The sequence below is a fragment of the Craterilacuibacter sp. genome (assembly GCF_051659485.1).
GTDB lineage: Bacteria > Pseudomonadota > Gammaproteobacteria > Burkholderiales > Chromobacteriaceae > Craterilacuibacter.
The window spans coordinates 1-1,452 of sequence record NZ_JBOFOO010000434.1 but is presented as its reverse complement, the minus strand read 5'-3'; the positions used below and the strand labels follow the sequence as shown (position 1 = coordinate 1,452).

Sequence of the window (1,452 nt, the reverse complement as noted above, 5' to 3'; positions counted from 1 at the left end):
GGCACGGGCGGTGCCTGCCTCGACATCGGTGTGGTACAGGCCCCAGCCCAGCACCTCGAATGCCGACAGCAGCGCCTGCATCTGCGCCGGTGGCGCCACTTCCAGCCAGTCGCGGTCATCACTATCCAGCGCCTGCGCGATCGCCAGATCGGTGTGCATCCACACCGCCACCGGCCGGCCGTGATGAGCGAGCAGATTGACCGGCGTCTCGCGCGGCAATTGCAAGCTAAACGGCAGCACCTTCTGCTCCCCGGCCGCTATGGTCAGGCGTTCGGCCACCCGCAGCACACCCAGCGCCCGCGCTTCCCGGTGCTCGCTATCGCCAGACTCGACCTCGACTTCGGCCATCAGCACCAGCTCTATCTTTTCGATATCCTGACTTGCCTGGCCTCCGCTGACCACGACGCGACCGGTCAGCGTCTCGCCCGGCATCAGCCGCGGGTTATCAAGCTGGGTATCCACCTTGGCGCCACCAACACCCACGGCAGCGAGCAATTTCTTGAACATATCACACCTTTTTTAACAAGCTGTTTTAGATACGGGACAGTCCCGCTACTCGACAGACACGCGCGCTGCATGGCAGTTCCGGCCACTTCATGACATGGCTTGCCCCGCGCACCGGCGCAGCCCACAATACGGCCAGACCGATACACAGGATACGTCCATGAAAAACGCCATCACCGCGCTACGCCAGTTCATGCAACAGCATGGACTCAGCGCCTGCCTGATCCCCTCGTCCGACCCGCATTTGTCCGAATACCTGCCCGGCCACTGGCAGGCACGCCAATGGTTGTCGGGGTTTACCGGTTCGATGGGCACGCTGATCGTCACTCAGGATTTTGCCGGCGTCTGGGCCGACAGCCGCTACTGGGAGCAGGCAGAGAAAGAGCTCGCTGGCAGCGGCATCACGCTGGTCAAGGTCGAGACTGCCGCCAGCGTCCAGCATCTGGACTGGCTGGCGGCCACACTCACAGCCGGCCAGACACTGGCGGTAGATGGCGACGTACTGGGCCAGGGCGCTGCGCGCGCCTTGCAGCAGGCACTTGCCGCTCGCGGCATCACGCTCAAGACCGATCTTGATCCGGTTGCCGCCATCTGGGCCGAGCGGCCAGCCCTGCCTGGTGCCCCCGTCTACGAACACCTCGCGCCGCAAGCCAGCGAAACGCGCGCGGACAAACTGGCCCGCGTGCGTGCCGCAATGCATCGCCATGGCTGCAGCCACCACTGGCTGTCAACGCTGGACGATATCGCCTGGCTGCTGAACCTCAGGGGTAGCGATGTCAGCTACAACCCGGTCTTCCTTGCCCATCTACTGCTGGATAAAGAGCACGCCACCCTGTTTGTCGGCGCCGGCAAGATAGATGCGGCACTGGCTACGCGACTGGCCACCGATGGCATTACCCTCGCCCCCTACCCCGAAGCCAAGGCGGTACTGGCAGCGTTGACCGCAGG

General features: G+C 64.1%; 2 protein-coding genes. One reads left to right on the top strand and one right to left on the bottom strand.

Features of this window, described 5'->3' with window-relative positions; all coding sequences use genetic code 11:
• Window positions 1-507: sporulation protein (locus tag ACRC1E_RS14655; RefSeq protein WP_438515843.1), on the bottom strand; the 507-nt coding region annotated here is incomplete at its 3' end.
• 157 nt (window positions 508-664) lie between these two features.
• Between ACRC1E_RS14655 and ACRC1E_RS14650 the strand changes: the two genes are divergently transcribed.
• A partial coding sequence (locus ACRC1E_RS14650; RefSeq protein WP_438515842.1) for an aminopeptidase P family N-terminal domain-containing protein occupies window positions 665-1,452 on the top strand: 788 nt, incomplete at its 3' end.